Origin of the sequence: Chitinophaga sp. MM2321 (assembly GCF_964033635.1) — a bacterium.
Classification (GTDB): Bacteria; Bacteroidota; Bacteroidia; order Chitinophagales; family Chitinophagaceae; genus Chitinophaga.
On the sequence record NZ_OZ035533.1, the window covers coordinates 5,198,592 to 5,215,783 of the forward strand.

Consider the following 17,192-nt stretch of genomic DNA (forward strand, 5'->3'; position numbering starts at 1 on the left):
AATTTTTCAAAATTAAAAAGCCTCTCTATAAAAGAGAGGCTTTTTAAGAAAAATATTGCTAAAAGATTATTTCTTTTTAGTGTCTTTTTCAGCAGTTGCTTCTTCCTGACGCAGCTGACGGGTCATTACCACAGAAGCGATAGGAATACGTGGAGAGTTGGTAATTTCGATACCTTCTACTTTCACGTCTTCAACGCGGATGTTTTCGTTCAGTTCCAGGTTATCGATGTTTACTTCGATCGTTTCTACCAGGAACTTAGGTAATGCTTTTACTTTCAGTGCTTTCAGTTTGCTAACCAGTTTACCACCGGCTTTAACACCTACGGAAGAACCTACCAGTTTGATAGGCAGGGTAACTGATACCGTTTTGTCTTCTACCAGCTCCATGAAATCGATGTGAGCCAGTGCATCCGTCACTACATCAAACTGCATATCTTTCAATACGCATCTGTAGGTTTTAGCACCCAGTTTAATTTCTGCGATCTGGAATGCAGGTGTGTACACCAGGGTTTTGAATGCTTTTGCAGGAGCTGAAAAGTTAACAGTTTCTGCACCCCCATAAATAACGCAAGGCACTTTTTCCTCAGAACGGATCTGGCGGGTGGCTTTTTTGCCGAATTCGCTCCTGAGTTGTCCTTCGATGGTTATTGTTTTCATTGCTTAAACAATTTATATTGATTATAAAAATACGTCGTCTTAATCCTGCCGGCGCTGACTATGAATGAACAGGCTGGTAATGGATTTGTTCTCGTGCATATTGCGGATGGCCACAGCAAAAAGCTCTGCTACAGAAATCACTTTAATTTTTGAACTTTCAGCTTTGATAGGAATGGTATCACATACCACTATCTCTTCCAGCACCGAGTTCTCTATATTTTCGTATGCTTTACCGCTGAAAACGGGATGCGTACAAAAAGCACGAACGGTTTTGGCGCCTTTCTCTTTTAAGAGATTCGCTGCTTTGGACAGCGTGCCGGCAGTATCGCAAATATCGTCAATGAGCACAATGTTCCTGTCTTTCACATCACCGATCACTACCATTGATGCTATTTCATTGGCGCGTTTGCGATGTTTGTCGCAAATCACCATTTCAGCATTAAAGTAGGACGCTACTTCGCGCACACGGTTAGTGCTACCTACGTCAGGGGACGCAAAGGTAAGATTTTCCAGCTTTAAATTCTCTATATAAGGAATAAAAATAGCTGAACTATCCAGGTGATCTACGGGAATATCAAAGAATCCCTGGATCTGCGGTGCGTGTAAGTCCATCGTAATCACCCTGTTAGCACCTGCTGACGTGAGCAGGTTTGCTACCAGTTTGGAGCCGATGGCCACACGGGGCCTATCTTTTCTATCCTGCCGTGCATACCCGAAATAAGGGATCACAGCCGTGATATACCCTGCCGATGCACGCTTTGCCGCGTCAATCATCAGCAACAGCTCCATCAGATTGTCTGAAGGCGCATTCGTACACTGGACAAGAAAAACATAGTCACCACGGATACTTTCCAGGAAAACGGGCTGAAACTCGCCATCACTGAACTTTTGGATCTTTAATTTACCAAGACTATTGAGCCCATTGCCATATCTCTTGGCAATTTTCTCGGCCAATGCTGGATTACTGTTGCCTGTGAAGATTTTTACTGAAGGTTGCATACTAGATACTAGTGGAAAAGAGGTGGCAAAACTATGATTTTTGGGACTATAAGCATGATTTTTTTTTCATGTTCAAAGCTTATCTAGCTAATTACACACGCATAAGTACATGTATACCAAATACATAAAGAACATTCATAGCAGTTAATTTTTTCCATAACGACGTAATCTAAATATAACATTTTTATAAAGAACGCAGGGAAAATGTGGGAGAAAAATGTGGGGGAAAGAACATTTATCCGGCAACGGAATCGTATATTTGGTTAAATGGAATGAAGTCATGTTTGTTACTGTTACCCCACCCACACACCTGGCCATCCGTAAATGGCCGGATAGCGAAAAACCCAGGGAAAAGCTCGTCAGTAAAGGCCCTTCCGCATTAAACGATGCAGAACTGCTGGCCATATTACTTAATACCGGCCATAAGCGGAAATCCGCCCTGGACCTGGCAAAAGAGATCCTGCTCCTGGCCAACAACAACCTCTCACAACTAGGTAAAATTAATCTCACACAACTCCGGAAGCTCAGAGGCATGGGCAGCGCAAAAGCCGTCACCATCATGGCCGCTATGGAACTGGCCCGGCGAAGACAGGCAGGCACCATCGACAAAAAAACAGTGATCCACAACGGATCAGATGCCGCTCTGTTCTTCAAACCCATGCTCGCAGATCAATATTTCGAAACATTCTATGTAATGTTCCTCAATAACGCCAATAAAGTACTCCATTACCGCTGTATCAGCAGCGGCGGCATGACCAGCACCGTAGTAGATACCAAAATCATCTTCCGGGAAGCACTCGAAGCACACGCTACCAAACTACTGCTCTGCCACAATCACCCCTCCGGTAGCCTACGCCCCAGCCAGGCAGATATCCGCATCACTCATAAAATAAAAGAACTGGGACAACTATTTGATATTGACGTACTTGACCACATCATCGTTTCAGAAACCGGCTATTATAGCCTCGTGGAAGAAGGGGTTATATAACATTTGGGGATTTTTTGATTTACGAATTTAGGGATTTGAAATGCAGCGAAGATTATCGCGTTGGTCTTCGCTGCATTTCAAATCCCTAAATTCGTAAATCAAAAAATCCCTAAATGTGATTACTTTCGCAAAATATTTATTCAGTTCCATTATGCTCAAAATAGGAATCTTCGGGGTAGGACATTTAGGCAAAATACATCTCTCTCAACTGACAACCATGAAGGATGTGGAAGTTGTAGGCTTTTATGACCCCAGCAATGCCAATGCAGAGAGCATTGCAGAGCAGTATCACATTCCCCGTTTTACCCTGGCGGAAGAGCTGATACAGCTGGTAGACGCCATTGATATTGTTGCTCCCACCACGATGCATTACAAATTGTGTGAACTGGCCATCCGCAACGGCAAACATATTTTTGTAGAGAAACCGATGACCAATACCATGGAAGAAGCGAAAACACTGGTAAAACTGGTGGATGAAGCGAATATCAAATTCCAGGTAGGACATGTAGAACGCTTTAATCCCGCTTTCCTGGCACTCAAAGGATATGACCTGAAACCCATGTTCATTGAAGTACATCGCCTGGCGGAATTCAATCCCCGCGGTACCGATGTCAGTGTGATCCTGGATCTCATGATCCATGATATAGACATCGTACTCAGCATCGTAAAATCTACCGTAAGCCGTATCTCTGCCAGCGGCGTCGCTGTAATGAGTGATACGCCCGACATTGCCAACGTACGCATAGAATTTCATAATGGCTGTGTTGCCAACCTCACTTCCAGCCGGATATCCCTCAAGAAAATGCGCAAAATGCGCCTGTTCCAGAAAGATGCCTACATCGGCATCGATTTTCTTGACAAAAAATCAGAGATCATCAAATTAAAAACACCCGAAGACGAAGGGCTGTTTACATTGGATATCGAAACCAACAGCGGCAAAAAAACTATCGCCATCGATAACCCACAGGTGAAACAATCCAATGCCATCCGCATGGAACTGGAAATGTTCCGCGACAGCATCCTGGAAAATAAACCAGTAGCCGTAAACGCTATCGATGGCCTCCAGGCACTGGATGTAGCGCACCAGATCCTTCAGAAAATCAATAAAGGCCTCAGCGAAACAGCAAAATCATTTTGATATTTTCAACAGTGATGCTGCTACCACAAGATCCAGTGGTTTGGTAATTTTTATATTTGCTTCTTCTCCTGCCACCAGGTGTACAGTGTGGCCCAGGCGTTCCACTACCGTGGCTTCATCTGTAAATAAAGGATCGTATGGCAGATCAAAAGCGGGTAAGATCAGCTCGGAGAGAAAGGTTTGTGGCGTTTGTATGATTTTAAACCGGTCCCGGTCAACAGCAGCATTGGCGTTTCCCGTTATCTCCCGGATACTATCTTTCATATCAATCACCGGAATAGCACTACCATGGCTCAAAGTGGCCTCATAACAGGTATGGATCAACGAAGTTGATACAAGTGGCCGTACGCCGTCATGTACAAACACAACTGCATTACCGGTTACCTGTTGCAAACCATTCTTTACGGAATGAAAGCGGGTTTCGCCGCCTTTTACTATAGTAACAGCCGGGATAGAATCAAAAGCCTGTAAAAGGTTATCGGCATAGCCGAAATGTGCCTCCGGTAATACCAGCACTATCTGCATATCGGGGTAAGCGCCGGCAAATGCGGCCATACTGTGATACAATACCGGTTTACCCGCCAGTTCGAGAAACTGTTTGGGTACGGCGTTCTGCATCCGGGTACCGGAGCCGCCGGCTACGATGATGGCTATTTTCTTTCGTGATTCCATAAAAAAAGGACCAGGATGTAAAGATGTAAAAGGATTACCGGGATTTCTACTTAGCTCCACATGTGATTTGTTCACACAACAGGGATAAAATTTAAATCCTGATAATCCTTTATAATGCTTTAATCCTGGTCGTTTATCAGATAATCAGCATGGCATCGCCATAGCTGAAGAAACGGTATTTCTCCTTGATTGCCTGCTGGTAAGCATCCATGATCAGATCGTATCCTGCAAAAGCACAGGTCATGATCAGTAAGCTGGTTTTAGGCAGGTGGAAATTGGTTACCAGTGCATTTGGAATAGAAAAATCGTAAGGTGGGTGAATGAATGTATTCGTCCATCCTTCAGCAGCCTTCAAAAGGTTCTGTGCAGTTACGGAAGATTCTACAGCACGTACCGAAGTAGTACCGATAGCGCAGATCCTGCGGTTTTCTTCTTTCGCTTTATTCACCGTTTTTACAGCATGTTCTTCAATGTGAAAATACTCTGCATCCATTTTGTGCTTGCTCAGGTCTTCTACCTCGATAGGGCGGAAAGTACCTAAACCAGTGTGCAGCGTTACTTCTGCAAACTTGACACCTTTGATTTCCAGTCTTTTGATGAGCTCACGGCTAAAGTGCAAACCCGCAGTAGGGGCAGCAACAGCGCCTTCGTACTTGGCATACACGGTCTGATAACGTTCCTTATCTTCATCTTCCGGTTTACGTTTGATATACTTAGGCAGCGGTGTTTCACCCAGTGTATCCAATACCTGTTTGAATTCCTCATCATTGCCTTCGAATAAGAAACGGATTGTGCGGCCTCTTGAAGTGGTGTTATCAATCACCTCTGCTACCAGTGACTCATCGTCACCAAAATACAATTTATTGCCCACGCGGATCTTACGCGCCGGGTCTACAATTACATCCCACAGGCGGTTTTGCTTGTTCAGCTCACGCAACAGGAATACCTCAATTTTTGCTCCCGTTTTTTCTTTACGACCATACAACCTTGCCGGAAATACCTTGGTATTGTTCACAATCATTACATCCTTATCGTTGAAATAACCCAGGATGTCTTTGAATACTTTGTGCTCAATTTTACCAGTAGCGCGATTTACCACCATTAAACGTGATTCATCTCTTGTCTTGGTAGGGTGCTGTGCGATCAGATTTAAAGGAAGATCGAATTTGAACTGTGATAGTTTCATATTACGGTATGAATAAATTTTAGAGGGTGCAAAGGTATCGATTATTATCTATTTTAGCAAAAAATGATAGTTAATTAATAATAATCAAATAGTTATATATTACATTCCCTTCGGAATAGCTGCAATCAACTGTTGCGTGTAGGCATGCTGCGGATGGTTGTAAACATCATCAGCCTGCCCCGTTTCCACGATACGCCCCTGCTGCATCACCATCATCCGGTCGCTGATAAAGCGCACCACCGACAGATCATGTGAAATAAAGATACAACTGAACCCAAACTCCTCCCGCAAGCGGATCAGGAGATTCAGCACCTGTGCCTGGATACTCACATCCAGTGCCGCCACTGATTCATCACAGATAATAAAAGAAGGATTCACGGCCAGTGCCCTTGCAATAACGATCCGTTGCCGCTGTCCGCCGGAAAACTCATGCGGATACCGGTCGAAATGTGCTGGTTGCAGGTTTACCTTCTCCAGCAACTCCAGCACTTTTTCCTTTTGTGCCCGCTCATTACCATACAGCCCATGTACCTGCATGGGCTCCAGGATAGCCGCTCCTACTGCCTGTCGTGGATTCAGGGAGGCATACGGGTCCTGGAAAATAAGCTGCATATCTTTTCGTAACCCCTTCATTTCACCGGGTGATAAACTCCGCAATTCCCGTCCCTTATAAACAATACTTCCACCGGTTGGTTCTATCAGCCGCAATAAAGAACGGCCAAGCGTAGTTTTACCACAGCCCGACTCCCCTACCAGCCCCAATGTTTCACCGGTTACCACTGAAAAACTGACGTCATCCACTGCTTTGGCCCACTTCAATACTTTGCCGGTAAAACTTCTCTTCACCGGAAACCAGGTCTGCAAATGATGTACTTCCAGCAATGGTTCGGCCACAGCCAGAGCCTGCTGACGGGCACGCAACGCGGCATCACTGACCACCAGCGTATTGACCAGCTCATTGATGGCACCGGCCTTTTCGTATATCTGTCCCTGTGAGTCTGTCTCCATAAAATCACGGGTCACAGGAAGTCTTATCAAACGTTTATCCAGCGGGGGCCGGCATGCCAGCAACCCTTTGGTGTAAGGGTGCTGCGGACGGAGGAACACCTCCTGCACCTTACCTTCTTCCACAATAGCACCCTTATACATCACGACCACCCTTTCGGCGATTTCAGCCACCACGCCCAGGTCGTGTGTAATAAACAACACACTCATATCCATTTGCTGTTGCAGTTCTTTCAACAGCGCCAGTATTGTTTTTTGTACGGTTACATCCAGTGCAGTAGTAGGTTCGTCGGCGATAAGCAGCCGCGGACTGCAGGAAATTGCCATGGCAATCATCACCCGTTGCTTCTGACCACCCGATAATTCATGTGGATAACGATCCATGATCGTAGCAGGATCAGGTAATTTTACTTTTTCAAATAATGTGATGGCTTGTATACGGGCGGCTTTCCGGGAGATATGCTTATGCAGACGGATCACTTCTATTACCTGTGCACCGCAGGTATGCAGGGGATTGAGGGAGGTCATGGGCTCCTGAAAAATCATGGCTATTTCATTGCCACGATAAGCGCGCATGCCGGCATCAGTGAGTTGGAGCAGGTTTACCGGCGCAGCGGCGGTAGTATGCCACATGATTTTGCCATTGGCAATTTTTCCCGGCGCCTGCACCAGGCGCATCAGCGAGAGCGCGGTAACAGATTTCCCTGAACCGGATTCTCCCACAACGCCAACAATTTCCCCCTTTCCGATAGAAAGGGAAAGATGATTTACAGCCGTTGTGATGGTGTTATTGGTCTGGAAGGTCACTTCCATGTCCTGTATCTCTACCCGCGTGGAATGCATACCCGGAAGATACAACAATTCTAAAAACGCAGATGCTTCACCGTCATGTGGCTGTCAATCAGCTTTTGCAGGGAATCAATACCTACTTTCAGGTGGCGTTCTACAAATTTGGTCGTCACTTTCCGGTCGCTTTCTTCTGTTTTCACACCTTCCGGTACCATGGGCTGATCAGAAACGAGCAGCAGTGCACCCGTCGGGATTTTATTATAGAAGCCCACCGAAAAGATGGTAGCGGTTTCCATATCCACGGCCATCGCCCTGATACTTTCCAGGTATTGTTTGAATACGCCGTCATGCTCCCATACCCGGCGGTTGGTAGTATAGCAGGTGCCTGTCCAGTAATCGTAACCGGAATCGCGGATAGTGGTGGAAATTGCTTTTTGTAAGGCGAAAGCCGGCAGTGCAGGCACTTCCGGAGGGAAATAATCATTGGAGGTACCTTCTCCGCGGATCGCCGCAATAGGCAGGATCAGGTCACCGATGTTATTCTTCTTTTTAATACCGCCGCATTTTCCCAGGAATAATACCGCTTTGGGAGAGATAGCACTGAGCAGATCCATAACAGTAGCTGCACCCGGACTACCCATACCAAAATTAATGATGGTAATATCTCCGGCAGTGGCGCATTGCATAGGTTTGCCGATACCAACAACCGGCACCTCATTCCATTCTGCAAACATTGTTACGTAGTTACTGAAATTGGTGAGGAGGATGTGTGAACCAAATTGATTCAGCTTTTCACCAGTGTAGCGGGGGAGCCAATTAGCTACAATTTCTTCTTTTGTCTTCATAGCCTTTTGACAAGCAAATATAAGGTTTTGTTCACTATTCTCAATAATATGATCCCTATCTTCGCAACACTATTAAACGTTTGCGTATTGATTACTATTAACTTTCCGCCACCCGATTTTAAAATTACCAGAGAAGGTGATAAGCAGCTGATCTTTGACCGCTACCGGAAAAAGTATATAGTACTTACCCCGGAAGAGTGGGTAAGACAAAATTTTCTCAACTATCTCGTTCATACATTATCGTATCCGCAGGCATTGATAGGGGTAGAAAAAGAAATTTACTTAGGGGAGATGAAAAAGCGGTTTGATATTATCATCTACAATCGCAATATGCAGCCCTGGATGCTGGTAGAATGCAAAGAAATGAAGGTGCCTCTCACTGAGGCAACCATGCAGCAGGTAATACGCTACAATATGGTAATACCGGCCACCTACCTGGTCATTACAAATGGCATCCATACCTTTTGCGGCAACTACGAAGCCAGGGAAAAACAGTGGCGGTTTCTGGAGGAGTTACCACCGTATAATATTTAGAGATTTTTTGATTTACGAATTTTTTGATTTTGAGATTTGAAATGCAGCGAAGACTGATATTTGTAATATTTAATCTTCGCTGCATTTCAAATCTCAAAATCAAAAAATTCGTAAATCAAAAAATCCCTAAATGTTATGGGAAGATGCCCAGTTGCTCGTAAGCGGCGCCTACTTTATTGATGGCGCATACATAAGCGGCTGTGCGCATATCATGGATCTGTGGATGGGAAATCATTACATCACGTACTTCATGAAGGGCGGTGTGCATGGTTTCTTCCAGGCCGGAGTAAACCAGGTCTACTTCATCAGCGCCATGTGCTATGAATTTTCTTTCCTGGTCTGAAACTTTTTTACCGGTCAGCTCTTCGATTGTCTGGAGGATATGAATATTCATATTCTCGTCGAAACGTTTACCTAAACGGCCATAACGTACGTGACTCAGGTTTTTCAACCACTCGAAGTATGAAACGGTTACACCACCTGCATTCAGGAACATATCCGGTACTACGATCACGCCTTTTTTATTCAGGATTTCATCGGCTTCCGGTGTTATAGGGCCGTTGGCGGCTTCTCCGATGATCTTTGCCTTTACATTAGGGGCGTTGTGCTGATCAATCACATTTTCCAGTGCGGCAGGGATCAGGATTTCGCAATCCAGTTCCAGGCCATCGGTATTTTTATTCAGGTTGGTAGCGCCGGGGAAGTTGACGATAGAACCGGTTTCTTTCTTGTGTTTCTGTACTTCTTCGGGGTTGATGCCGGCTTCATTGTAGATAGCGCCATCCCATTCTATCAGGCAGGTAATTTTAGCACCTGCTTCATGAAAATACCGGGCAGCGTGATAACCTACGTTACCCATCCCCTGTACAATCACTCTTTTACCTTCGATGCCGGTAGACAGGCCCAAACGGTCCATATCTTCCTTGATATTACACAGCTCGCGCAAACCGTAGAATACACCCAGGCCGGTAGCTTCGGTACGACCACGCACGCCACCCTGGGAAACAGGTTTACCGGTAACGCAGCCATAACCATCAATTTCGCCGGGACGTAAGCTCATGTAAGTGTCGAGTATCCAGCTCATTTCTCTTTCACCTGTACCGTAGTCAGGAGCAGGAACGTCTGTACCGGGTCCGATGAAGTTTTTCTTTACCAGTTCGGCGGTGTAGCGACGGGTAATCGCTTCCAGCTGGAAGGGGGTATAGTTGCGGGGATTGATCTTTAAACCGCCTTTGGCGCCGCCAAAAGGCACGTTTACGATGGCGCACTTATAGGTCATCAGGGCAGCCAGCGCCATTACTTCATCCTGATTCACTTCATCGCTGAAACGGATCCCGCCTTTACAAGGCAGTTTGTGATGGGAATGTTGTACGCGGTATGCTTCAATAACCTGAACGGAATCGCCTATCCTCACCGGGAACTTGATCTGGTATACCGCATTGCAGGCTTTGATCTGCTCCAGGATACCCTTGTCCCATTTGGTGAATGCAGCTGCTTTGTCGAAGCTCTTTTCCACACTCTGGAAAAAGCTATAATGCTGATCTTGCGACATAATATGTATTGTTTTGGTATAACGATTAGATGATCACAGTTGTTCAGATCATGGCGTGTTCTTCTCGCGCTGTTCCAGCTTGTTAATCTTTCTTTCCAACCTGATGAGGAATAATATGATACCCAGGAAGATGATCAACAATACACCTACAATCACATAAATTTTACCATTGCTCCGGAAAAATTCATTCACGGCTCCTGATTCGGTATCCTGCTGTTGTGCATTTGCCAGCACTGATATAAACAACAGCGCCAGGGTAAAGCAAAATGAAAACGCTCTATTAATCATTTAAAAATATTTTTAAGCTCAATTTTTTTGAAGCGTACCATAAGGGTATAGATCCACACACTTAACAAGGTCCAACCAATGAATGCCGGATACAGTACCATTTTCATGGACCCACTGGTATCTTTTGATGCAAAACCCGGTGTGCTGGCACTTCCCGGATGCAGGGATTCTACCATACGGGGAATAATATAAGTGAGGGGAATGAGCAATGCGAAAGCAAAGATGTTGAAAACTGCGGAGATGCGTGCCCGTTTGTCGATATCATGAATAGACATCCGCAATACCAGGTATGCCATGTAGATCAGCAGCGCAATAGCGGTACAAATCTGCTTGGGATCATCTGTCAGCGTACCTCCCCAGGTATAGGTGGCCCAGAGGGAACCCGTTGCAAATCCCAATACCCCAAAGAAAATACCTACGTTAGCGGCACTGGATGCATACACATCCCTCCGGAGGTCGTATTTTGAAAGGTAACGTAAAGAGTTTACAACAGATATGCTAAACATGGTATACATACATATCCACATCGGTACATGAAAAAACAATCCTCGGGATGATTGTCCATTGGTTCCTATTATAGGTATCTTAACAGTAAACCCGGCGATAATTACGTAAATCAGGAGCAGTATCGCTAATGCTTTCCACCAATGTCTGGGCATTTTTTTAACAGCTATATTCGGGGGCAAACCTACACGTTTTATACCTAATCACAAAGATTTTAAGGAATTTTAAGTGTATCAAACATCCTTAAATCCTGATTAAAAATCCTTTACATAAGTGATCCTTTTATTGGATATTTCGAATTAGTCCTTCCACAGGAAAGGAAAGAGCACCATCGTGAGCGCGACTATCAGCACATCCATGCCACCCAATAGTAGGAACATTTTTGGCAATCCTGGCTGATATACGGTTACAAAAGCAGACAAAGAGATATTTGCCAGCAACATGAGTACCGGCATAATAAGGGGGAACCCCATCACCGCCATCAGGGCTGCATTATGGTTGGCCTGTGCCGCAATAGCCGCCAGTACGGTGAATAAAAACGATAAACTGGCTCCTCCCAGCAGCACAATACCGATAAAGTAAGGGGCATTCGTGAGCGGGTTGCCCAGGAACATCAGGCTGCATACCAGTGCAATGAGGCTCATTAACGTCATCAGCACTACATTATAAATAAGCTTGGCAGCAATAAAACAACGGGGATGGACCAACGAATAGAAATACAACAACCGTCCCCGGCTTTCCTGCATGAAACTTTTGGCAATCGCATTCACCGCCACAAACAACTGGATCACCCAGAAAAGGGCATTCCACATTTTCTCTTCCGGCTTGCCCGTCATCAGGTTAATGATAAAAACGGTAGACAAAATATAGAGCAGCACCCCGTAAAAAGCATACTGCTGGCGTAATTCCAGCAATAAATCCTTTTTAACAAGGGTAAACGTCTGATGTATAATACTTGTAGACTTCATGATCAGCGGCAAAGATAGGAATTACGGATTACGAATCAGACCGGGATCCGCCTGATTTTAATGATTAGCCGTTTAATAGTATATTAGCCGTTGGTTTAAATTTTTTGCATGGAAAAAATCCTGGTTGCCAATCGTGGTGAAATAGCATTGCGGATTATGCGCTCTGCACGTGAGATGGGCATTAAAACTGTAGCGGTATATTCTGAAGCCGATCGTACCATGCCTTTTGTGCAATACGCCGATGAGGCAGTATGTATTGGCCCGGCTCCTTCCAACCAGTCTTATTTGCTGGGAGAAAAGATCATCGCTGTAGCAAAGGAAAAGGGCGCGGATGGCATTCATCCGGGTTACGGCTTTTTAAGTGAGAATGCTCGTTTTGCTGAACAGGTAACTGCTGCCGGGATTACTTTTATTGGTCCTTCAGCGGCTTCTATTGAGGTGATGGGTAGCAAGCTGGCAGCCAAACAGGCGGCACAAAAGTTTGGTGTACCGATGGTACCCGGAACAGAAACACCGTTGCGCAGTGTAGCAGAAGCCCACGAAGTAGTGAAGGTAACCGGATTCCCCATTCTTATCAAGGCCTCTGCCGGTGGTGGTGGTAAAGGAATGCGGGTGGTAAATGTTCCGGAGGAACTGGATGAACAGATCAGGATGGCTAAAAGTGAAGCCCTGAGCGCATTTGGAGATGATGCCGTTTTTATTGAGAAATACGTGGGATCACCCCGCCATATAGAAATACAGGTGCTGGGCGACCAGCAGGGCAATTGTGTATATCTCTTTGAAAGAGAATGTTCTATTCAGCGTCGTCATCAGAAGCTGATAGAAGAAGCCCCTTCTTCCTCGCTTACACCGGATATCCGTGCCGCCATGGGGCAATGTGCCGTAGCGGTAGCCAAAGCCTGTAATTATTACGGGGCAGGCACGGTAGAATTTCTGGTAGATGAAAAACTGAATTTTTATTTCCTGGAGATGAATACCCGTTTACAGGTAGAACATCCGGTAACAGAGCTGATCACGGGTCTGGACCTGGTGAAGGAACAGATAAAGATTGCCCGTGGTGAAAAGCTCTCCTTTACACAGGAAAGCCTTAAAATAAACGGTCATGCTATTGAGTTACGTATCTGTGCGGAAGATCCGGCCAACAACTTTCTACCGGATACGGGTAAACTGGAAACCTATATCCGCCCGCAAGGCTATGGTGTACGGGTAGATGATGGCTACGAACAAGGTATGGACATTCCCATTTATTATGATCCGATGATTGCCAAACTCATTGCCTGGGGCAGCAACCGTGAAGAAGCGCGTCACCGCCTGCTGCGTGCCATTGAAGAATACCAGATAAAAGGGATCCGTACCACGCTTCCCTTTGGCCGCTGGGCATTGCAGCAACCTGCTTTCATTGAAGGAAATTTCGACACTAATTTTATAGGGAAATATTTTACGCCACAAGCCCTACAGGAGCGATCTGAAGAGGTGGATAAACTGGCAGCCATCCTGGCTGCACAGGTATGGCAGCAGCAAATGATAACTTTACAACAGGCCGCCGGTACAGAAAACCAACAACCCGCTGCCTGGAAAAAAAGAAATATGTTAAGATAAGATTAAAAGTGCTGCTATAAAACCCGGAATCAACTAAATTTGCGCCAATTTTACATATGATACGCAAGATCATACTTCAGATAATTGACTTTTTTTATCAGCCGTTTGCAAAGGTAATGCCGCTGCAAACATTCCGCTACCTTGCCTGTGGCGGAGGAAATACCGCATTGGATATATTACTTTATTTTGTTTGCTATAATTTTGTATTGCATCAACAAATGGTACACCTGCCTTTCGTCAATATGAGTGCGCACATTGCGGCCCTGTTTATGTCTATGGCAGTTACTTTTCCTACCGGTTTCCTCCTGAGTAAATATGTGGTGTTTTCCGAATCCAACCTGCGCGGACACACGCAGCTTTTCCGCTATTTTGTGCTGGTAGGGATTTGTATCCTGCTCAATTATGCCTTTATGAAGCTGTTTGTAGACCACCTGCACTTTTATCCTACAGTAGGCAAGATCTGTACTACAGCCCTGGTAGTAACGTTCAGCTATCTCACACAAAAGAAATTTACGTTTAAAGTAAAACAAACACATCCCGGGAAATTATCTTCCTGAAATCAGCTAACGTGAAAACTATTGCTGATAATAACAATGCCGGCATCTGGGCTCATAGAGATCCATTTCTCCCAGTAATAAGGTTTCAGTTTCTGCCGACTTACGATAAGAGTAGTTGGCAATATTGCCGCATTTTACACAAATAGCGTGCAGCTTGGTAATATAGTCGGCTTTTGCCAGCAGGAAAGGCATTTGCCCAAAAGGCTTGCCGGTATAGTCCATATCCAGCCCCGCTACAATTACGCGGATGCCATGCAGCGCCAGTTGATCACATACATTCGGGAGTTCTGCATCAAAAAATTGCGCCTCATCAATACCGATCACATCTGCGTCCTGCGCCAGTAATAAAAGTTGCTGAGAATTATCTATCGGGGTAGATATAATTCTATTTTCATCGTGAGATACAATACTACCTTCCTCGTAACGGGTGTCCACAGCGGGTTTAAAGATTTCCACCTTTAAATTGGCAATGCGCGCACGTTTCAGCCGGCGGATCAGTTCTTCGGTTTTTCCCGAGAACATAGAGCCGCAAATTACTTCTATCCAGCCCCTCCGTCCTCCTGCAAGAGAAGGTTCAATAAACATATTGTAGTATTTTGATTATTAATTAATTAAAAAATTCTAATTTTATGCAAATAAAATAAATTCTCTCACAAAGCGTTAACAATTAAGGCATGGAGAAAATAAGTGCATTAATTGAGAAGTTGCAGGAATTGAAAAATTCCGGCGCAGACCTGCAGGCAATATCGTACTATGTACAATTGCTACAGGCCGAGGTGTTACATGTCCGTAACCGGCAGCATCAGCAGGATATGCAGGAAAGGCAAGGTCAGATCGCTGTGATCATGCCTGCACAACATAGCGTGCCGGCACCTGCGCCTGTTACACCCGCCGCGGAACCTGTGGCCACTACACCTGTAACGCCAGCACCTGTGGCTCCGGCCGAGGAACCAGTTGTAAATACACCTGCTACTATCGCAGCGCAAACTACAACTTTACCAGCAGAAAAAACGACGGTACCAGCCACAGATCTGCCACAAGCACCGGCAGCTGCGGACCCAATACCCGCCAAACCGGAACCGGTAGTGACACCGCAACCCATACCTACGCTGGCAGCACATAAACCTGTGCCTCCCACGGAGAGAGAAAGAACAGCCACAACTTCCACCCTTTTTGACCTGGCAGAAGCACCCGCTAAAAACGGCTATAAAGGCCAGGACGCCAAGGCTATCCGCAAAGACCTGAATGATCTCGTTGGCAATAGCAACGCCTCCATCAATGACCAGCTGCGGCAGCAGCAAAAAGTGGAAGTAGCGCAAAAGCTGGGCGAAATGCCTATCAACGACCTGCGTCATGCCATCGGCATCAATGATAAATACCAGTTTATCCAGGAACTTTTCCGGGGTGATAAAGACCTTTACGAACGTTCTGTAAAAACCATCAACGAATGCAATTCCATGCAGGAAGCGGATTACTGGATCCAGCGGGAAATAAAAATTATACAGGGATGGCAGGATGACCATCACCTCGTTCAACACTTCTACTCATTGCTGAGAAAGCGGTTTTCCTGAATATAATCTAATATTTTTGCTGTTGCCCCCTTATTGTCGTGTACATAGTTACCGGCGATGGCAGCTGTTTTCTGATAAAAGGCACTATCGTCCAGCAGCAAATTCATATAGGCATGAAAGTTAGACAGCCCGCTTACCACCAGGGCGCCGTGTAGTGCCACCAGTTCCACCGCTTCAAAGTATTTACTGAACTCCGGCCCTATCAGCACCGGCTTACTATAGGCAGCTGGTTCCAGCAGGTTATGAATACCGTCTTTTCCAAATCCCCCACCTACATACGTAATATGGGCATAGCGGTACAGGGTTGTCAACATCCCGATATTATCTATAATCAATACAGTTGCTGCTCCGGCAGCCGCGCTGCTCAGCTCCGACCAGGTAATAGCCCCTGGAAACCGGCTTCTGATACTGCTGATATGATTTTCATGGATTTCATGCGGGGCGATGATCAGCTTTACCGCCGCCTGGGATCTCAGGTACCACCATTCCGACAGCAACTGCTCATCTTCCGGCCAGGTGCTGCCCGCAACGATCAGTGTACTGTCACCGGCAAACTGTTCAATCAGCGGCAGGGTCTGGCGTTCCATCGGCAGGGCCGATACCCTGTCAAACCGCGTATCCCCGCTGATACTGACATTAGTGAGCCGGATACCCTGCAACAAATGAAGAGAAGCCTCATTTTGAACAAAAATGTGCGTAAACTGCTGCAAAAGGCGCCGGAACATGCCGCCATAGCCTTTAAAGAATACCTGCTCCTGCCGGAAGATCCCCGACACCAGCAAAGTAGGCACCTGACGTATATGCAAGTCCGTGAGGAAATGATACCAGAATTCATATTTTATGAAGATGGCTAGCGCCGGCTTCACAATATCCATGAAATCACGGGCATTGCCTTTGGTATCCAGGGGGAGATAATACACAAAATCAGCCCCTTTATAGTCTTTTCGCACTTCGTAGCCGGAGGGAGAAAAGAAAGTTAATAAAATTTTATAGGCCGGATACCGGGCACGGATAGCCTCCAACACGGGCCTTCCCTGCTCAAATTCTCCCAGGGAGGCCGCATGGACCCATACCAGCGGATGCGTACCTATCCCGTCCTGTTGCATACGCAACTGCCAGTGCTGCCTGCCTTTGAGCCAGCGGGCCGCTTTGGTCTTGCCGCTGAAAGCAGCCAGCCGTACGCCTCCTTTGTATAATTGAATCGCTGCATTATAAATTGCTGTTGCTATCATCCGCCTGCGTACTTTTACTGAATTTTTATTGTGTTACAAAGATAATCCCCAGCCAATCTCAAAATTTGTAAATTTGCACACTTTAAACAAAATAAAAATATACATTTC

General features: G+C 45.7%; 18 protein-coding genes. 6 read left to right on the forward strand and 12 right to left on the reverse strand.

Going from position 1 to position 17,192, the window contains the following annotated elements:
- Positions 1-66: 66 nt before the first annotated feature.
- On the reverse strand, positions 67-657 hold the full coding sequence (locus ABQ275_RS20180) for a 50S ribosomal protein L25 (protein ID WP_349314955.1): 591 nt from the start codon (positions 655-657) through the stop codon (positions 67-69).
- Between the two features lie 39 nt (positions 658-696).
- Positions 697-1,656 (reverse strand): ribose-phosphate pyrophosphokinase, encoded by a 960-nt coding sequence (locus tag ABQ275_RS20185; RefSeq protein WP_349314956.1) that lies wholly within the window; start codon positions 1,654-1,656, stop codon positions 697-699.
- 280 nt (positions 1,657-1,936) lie between these two features.
- On the opposite strand from ABQ275_RS20185, the gene radC reads away from it, so the two are divergent.
- Together radC and ABQ275_RS20195 are read left to right on the forward strand one after the other, a co-directional pair.
- The gene (gene radC / locus ABQ275_RS20190) at positions 1,937-2,644 is read left to right on the forward strand and encodes a DNA repair protein RadC (protein ID WP_349314957.1); all 708 of its coding nucleotides are present in this window, start codon (positions 1,937-1,939) and stop codon (positions 2,642-2,644) included.
- A 151-nt stretch (positions 2,645-2,795) separates the two neighbouring features.
- On the forward strand, positions 2,796-3,782 hold the full coding sequence (locus ABQ275_RS20195) for a Gfo/Idh/MocA family oxidoreductase (RefSeq protein WP_349314958.1): 987 nt from the start codon (positions 2,796-2,798) through the stop codon (positions 3,780-3,782).
- On the opposite strand, the gene ABQ275_RS20200 is transcribed toward ABQ275_RS20195, so the two are convergent.
- The 4 genes from ABQ275_RS20200 to ABQ275_RS20215 all read right to left on the reverse strand — a co-directional run bounded on the left by ABQ275_RS20200 (position 3,774) and on the right by ABQ275_RS20215 (position 8,279).
- On the reverse strand, positions 3,774-4,454 hold the full coding sequence (locus tag ABQ275_RS20200; protein ID WP_349314959.1) for a 2-C-methyl-D-erythritol 4-phosphate cytidylyltransferase: 681 nt from the start codon (positions 4,452-4,454) through the stop codon (positions 3,774-3,776). The two genes, ABQ275_RS20195 and ABQ275_RS20200, sit on opposite strands and share 9 nt — an antisense overlap.
- Before the next feature lie 136 nt (positions 4,455-4,590).
- Positions 4,591-5,640 (reverse strand): tRNA preQ1(34) S-adenosylmethionine ribosyltransferase-isomerase QueA, encoded by a 1,050-nt coding sequence (gene queA / locus ABQ275_RS20205; protein ID WP_349314960.1) that lies wholly within the window; start codon positions 5,638-5,640, stop codon positions 4,591-4,593.
- A 99-nt stretch (positions 5,641-5,739) separates the two neighbouring features.
- Positions 5,740-7,488, reverse strand: coding sequence for an ABC transporter ATP-binding protein (locus tag ABQ275_RS20210; RefSeq protein ID WP_349314961.1), 1,749 nt, complete (start codon positions 7,486-7,488; stop codon positions 5,740-5,742).
- Positions 7,489-7,508: 20 nt separating this feature from the next.
- Positions 7,509-8,279 carry an AMP nucleosidase gene (locus ABQ275_RS20215; protein ID WP_349314962.1) on the reverse strand — a complete coding sequence of 257 codons (771 nt, stop codon included), beginning with the start codon at positions 8,277-8,279 and terminating at the stop codon, positions 7,509-7,511.
- A 27-nt stretch (positions 8,280-8,306) separates the two neighbouring features.
- Here ABQ275_RS20215 and ABQ275_RS20220 point away from each other — a divergent pair, with 27 nt between their 5' ends.
- Positions 8,307-8,813 carry a type I restriction enzyme HsdR N-terminal domain-containing protein gene (locus tag ABQ275_RS20220; protein WP_349314963.1) on the forward strand — a complete coding sequence of 169 codons (507 nt, stop codon included), beginning with the start codon at positions 8,307-8,309 and terminating at the stop codon, positions 8,811-8,813.
- A 133-nt stretch (positions 8,814-8,946) separates the two neighbouring features.
- Here the strand turns inward: ABQ275_RS20220 and ABQ275_RS20225 are convergent, their stop codons facing one another.
- The 4 genes from ABQ275_RS20225 to ABQ275_RS20240 form a co-directional block, all read right to left on the reverse strand.
- Complete coding sequence (locus ABQ275_RS20225; protein WP_349314964.1) at positions 8,947-10,365, reverse strand: Glu/Leu/Phe/Val dehydrogenase; 1,419 nt, start codon at positions 10,363-10,365, stop codon at positions 8,947-8,949.
- Between the two features lie 48 nt (positions 10,366-10,413).
- The gene (locus ABQ275_RS20230) at positions 10,414-10,653 is read right to left on the reverse strand and encodes a CcmD family protein (protein WP_349314965.1); all 240 of its coding nucleotides are present in this window, start codon (positions 10,651-10,653) and stop codon (positions 10,414-10,416) included.
- Positions 10,650-11,312 carry a cytochrome c biogenesis protein CcsA gene (gene ccsA / locus ABQ275_RS20235; protein ID WP_349314966.1) on the reverse strand — a complete coding sequence of 221 codons (663 nt, stop codon included), beginning with the start codon at positions 11,310-11,312 and terminating at the stop codon, positions 10,650-10,652. Before ccsA ends, ABQ275_RS20230 begins: the two co-directional genes overlap by 4 nt.
- A 144-nt stretch (positions 11,313-11,456) precedes the next feature.
- Positions 11,457-12,125 carry a heme exporter protein CcmB gene (locus ABQ275_RS20240; RefSeq protein ID WP_349314967.1) on the reverse strand — a complete coding sequence of 223 codons (669 nt, stop codon included), beginning with the start codon at positions 12,123-12,125 and terminating at the stop codon, positions 11,457-11,459.
- 108 nt (positions 12,126-12,233) lie between these two features.
- Here ABQ275_RS20240 and accC point away from each other — a divergent pair, with 108 nt between their 5' ends.
- Positions 12,234-13,724, forward strand: coding sequence for an acetyl-CoA carboxylase biotin carboxylase subunit (accC, locus tag ABQ275_RS20245; protein ID WP_349314968.1), 1,491 nt, complete (start codon positions 12,234-12,236; stop codon positions 13,722-13,724).
- 56 nt (positions 13,725-13,780) lie between these two features.
- The gene (locus ABQ275_RS20250) at positions 13,781-14,281 is read left to right on the forward strand and encodes a GtrA family protein (protein ID WP_349314969.1); all 501 of its coding nucleotides are present in this window, start codon (positions 13,781-13,783) and stop codon (positions 14,279-14,281) included.
- An 18-nt stretch (positions 14,282-14,299) separates the two neighbouring features.
- Here ABQ275_RS20250 and ABQ275_RS20255 read toward each other — a convergent pair whose 3' ends face one another.
- Positions 14,300-14,866 carry a thymidine kinase gene (locus tag ABQ275_RS20255; protein WP_349314970.1) on the reverse strand — a complete coding sequence of 189 codons (567 nt, stop codon included), beginning with the start codon at positions 14,864-14,866 and terminating at the stop codon, positions 14,300-14,302.
- Between the two features lie 89 nt (positions 14,867-14,955).
- On the opposite strand from ABQ275_RS20255, the gene ABQ275_RS20260 reads away from it, so the two are divergent.
- Positions 14,956-15,852: a hypothetical protein gene (locus ABQ275_RS20260; protein WP_349314971.1), complete on the forward strand. Its 897-nt coding sequence runs from the start codon at positions 14,956-14,958 to the stop codon at positions 15,850-15,852.
- Here the strand turns inward: ABQ275_RS20260 and ABQ275_RS20265 are convergent.
- On the reverse strand, positions 15,822-17,084 hold the full coding sequence (locus ABQ275_RS20265) for a glycosyltransferase N-terminal domain-containing protein (protein WP_349314972.1): 1,263 nt from the start codon (positions 17,082-17,084) through the stop codon (positions 15,822-15,824). The genes ABQ275_RS20260 and ABQ275_RS20265 overlap by 31 nt on opposite strands.
- Positions 17,085-17,192: the final 108 nt, after the last annotated feature.

What these genes read in the sequence shown, in the direction of transcription:
- ABQ275_RS20250 (WP_349314969.1), top strand. Translation starts at nt 13,781, where the DNA reads ATGATACGCAAGATCATACTTCAGATAATTGACTTTTTTTATCAGCCG.
- ABQ275_RS20230 (WP_349314965.1), bottom strand. Translation starts at nt 10,653, where the DNA reads ATGATTAATAGAGCGTTTTCATTTTGCTTTACCCTGGCGCTGTTGTTT.
- ABQ275_RS20260 (WP_349314971.1), top strand. Translation starts at nt 14,956, where the DNA reads ATGGAGAAAATAAGTGCATTAATTGAGAAGTTGCAGGAATTGAAAAAT.
- ABQ275_RS20215 (WP_349314962.1), bottom strand. Translation starts at nt 8,279, where the DNA reads ATGAAGACAAAAGAAGAAATTGTAGCTAATTGGCTCCCCCGCTACACT.
- ABQ275_RS20240 (WP_349314967.1), bottom strand. Translation starts at nt 12,125, where the DNA reads ATGAAGTCTACAAGTATTATACATCAGACGTTTACCCTTGTTAAAAAG.
- ccsA (WP_349314966.1), bottom strand. Translation starts at nt 11,312, where the DNA reads ATGCCCAGACATTGGTGGAAAGCATTAGCGATACTGCTCCTGATTTAC.
- accC (WP_349314968.1), top strand. Translation starts at nt 12,234, where the DNA reads ATGGAAAAAATCCTGGTTGCCAATCGTGGTGAAATAGCATTGCGGATT.
- ABQ275_RS20210 (WP_349314961.1), bottom strand. Translation starts at nt 7,488, where the DNA reads ATGCATTCCACGCGGGTAGAGATACAGGACATGGAAGTGACCTTCCAG.
- ABQ275_RS20200 (WP_349314959.1), bottom strand. Translation starts at nt 4,454, where the DNA reads ATGGAATCACGAAAGAAAATAGCCATCATCGTAGCCGGCGGCTCCGGT.
- radC (WP_349314957.1), top strand. Translation starts at nt 1,937, where the DNA reads ATGTTTGTTACTGTTACCCCACCCACACACCTGGCCATCCGTAAATGG.
- ABQ275_RS20195 (WP_349314958.1), top strand. Translation starts at nt 2,796, where the DNA reads ATGCTCAAAATAGGAATCTTCGGGGTAGGACATTTAGGCAAAATACAT.
- ABQ275_RS20265 (WP_349314972.1), bottom strand. Translation starts at nt 17,084, where the DNA reads ATGATAGCAACAGCAATTTATAATGCAGCGATTCAATTATACAAAGGA.
- ABQ275_RS20185 (WP_349314956.1), bottom strand. Translation starts at nt 1,656, where the DNA reads ATGCAACCTTCAGTAAAAATCTTCACAGGCAACAGTAATCCAGCATTG.
- ABQ275_RS20255 (WP_349314970.1), bottom strand. Translation starts at nt 14,866, where the DNA reads ATGTTTATTGAACCTTCTCTTGCAGGAGGACGGAGGGGCTGGATAGAA.
- ABQ275_RS20180 (WP_349314955.1), bottom strand. Translation starts at nt 657, where the DNA reads ATGAAAACAATAACCATCGAAGGACAACTCAGGAGCGAATTCGGCAAA.
- queA (WP_349314960.1), bottom strand. Translation starts at nt 5,640, where the DNA reads ATGAAACTATCACAGTTCAAATTCGATCTTCCTTTAAATCTGATCGCA.
- ABQ275_RS20225 (WP_349314964.1), bottom strand. Translation starts at nt 10,365, where the DNA reads ATGTCGCAAGATCAGCATTATAGCTTTTTCCAGAGTGTGGAAAAGAGC.